Source organism: Colwellia aquaemaris (assembly GCF_057548755.1).
In genome coordinates, this window is record NZ_BAAJLV010000019.1 from 1 (window position 1) to 1,576 (window position 1,576).

The window sequence follows — 1,576 nt, forward strand, 5'->3', positions numbered from 1 at the left end:
GGTGTTTACTGAAGCTCTATGAAACATCCACTATTTAGTGACAATATGGAAGATGGCTTTAGCCAGTTCCTGTTAAAATTTTCGATATCTAAAATTGGATTGTTATTCGGTATATTTGCACTCTTTATCTTTATTGTTGCAAGTCAAAGCTCTGATTTTAAGATGTTTCTAAATGAGCACTGGTTCGGTAGTGTTCTGGAGGTGTTTTGTGTTGTAGGTGCGTTATTAACTTGGTTTGCCGCACAAGCTCATTCGTACAAAAATAAACGCTTTAAACTAGTAATTTCAATCTTTGTACTTTGGCCAATTAGTTATATATATTTGCTTTATATCCAGTTTTATGTAAAAAACACCTAACAAGGCAATCAAGTCGGACGCCTAACAGTTGGCTGCGTTCACTTCGTTCACAATTTTAGCCAACTATTTTGCGCCGCTTATTGAGGCGTTATGTGTAAAGCAGGTTGTGTCTGCTATTTTATCCCCTAAAGGAAGTATTGATTTGAAAAAGTATATGGTTGTTGAGAAATTCAAACCTGGTTGTATCGAAGCTAATTATGAAAGATATAATACTCAAGGTCGTATGTTTCCTGAGGGGTTGCATTATCTAAATTCTTGGGTAAACAAAGAACTTAATGTGTGTTATCAGCTCATGGAATCAAACGATATTGAGTTATTTTATGAATGGTTCAAAAAATGGGATGACTTCGTTGATTTTGAGTTAGTGCCGCTCGATTAATTTGCACATAACAAGGCAATCAAGTGGGACTGCTAAAGCTTGGCTCAGTTTCGCTCCGCTACACATTTTAGCCAAGCATTATCAGCCCCTTATTGGGGCGTTATATGTATCACTCGTTTAAGTGTGTAAAACTATGAATTTGACCAATTTAGAAATATCCATCTCAATTATATTAATATTGGTAATTGCTTTAGTGGTTCATTTTTATAAACGTAGGGATATCAGGTGTTCAAATTGTACAGATCCAATGAAACTTAACAAAGAGTCTACTAAATGGATCTGTATCAGTTGCAAAGCAGAAGTTATTAAAAATAAAAACAGCTAGGTGCAAAATACATATAACAAGCTGTTCAAGTGGGACTGCTAAAGTTTGGCTCGGTTTCGCTTCGCTACACATTTTAGCCAAACATTATCAGCCCCTTAACAGGGCGTTATATTACTAAGTGTTTTCTTTCAGGCGCAGCCTGCTGATGATCTGGTGTAATCCCAGTGAAAAGATAAACAATAATTATAAAAAGGAATAATATGAAAACACTAATTTTAGCTATTTTACTAATGGTATCTTTTAACTCTTTTGCAGCAGAAGATGTTCATAACAAAACATTAGAGTTTGTGTATCAGTTAGATAGTGAACCTGGTTCATTTCATTTTAGTATTGGCGAGATTAATGCTTGTGGGAGTACATACTACAAAGTTAAAAGCGCAAATGAAGAAATTGCTAATAGAAAATTTGCAATCACATTATTAGCATTTGAAACAAATGTTTCTTTTTCATTTCACGACACAGGTACCTGTGAAGGTGATAATGCAATCGTGAAATGGGTTCGTATTTACAAGTAA

General features: G+C 34.7%; 3 protein-coding genes. All 3 read left to right on the forward strand.

Annotated elements, in window-relative coordinates; all coding sequences use genetic code 11:
• Positions 1 to 18 precede the first annotated feature (18 nt).
• The 3 genes from AC27HL_RS19480 to AC27HL_RS19490 all read left to right on the forward strand — a co-directional run bounded on the left by AC27HL_RS19480 (position 19) and on the right by AC27HL_RS19490 (position 1,576).
• On the forward strand, positions 19 to 357 hold the full coding sequence (locus AC27HL_RS19480) for a hypothetical protein (RefSeq protein ID WP_487082719.1): 339 nt from the start codon (positions 19 to 21) through the stop codon (positions 355 to 357).
• 106 nt (positions 358 to 463) lie between these two features.
• Positions 464 to 736, forward strand: coding sequence for a DUF3303 domain-containing protein (locus tag AC27HL_RS19485; RefSeq protein WP_487081920.1), 273 nt, complete (start codon positions 464 to 466; stop codon positions 734 to 736).
• A gap of 525 nt (positions 737 to 1,261) precedes the next feature.
• Entirely contained in the window at positions 1,262 to 1,576 is a 315-nt protein-coding gene (locus AC27HL_RS19490) for a hypothetical protein (RefSeq protein ID WP_487082720.1), read from the forward strand.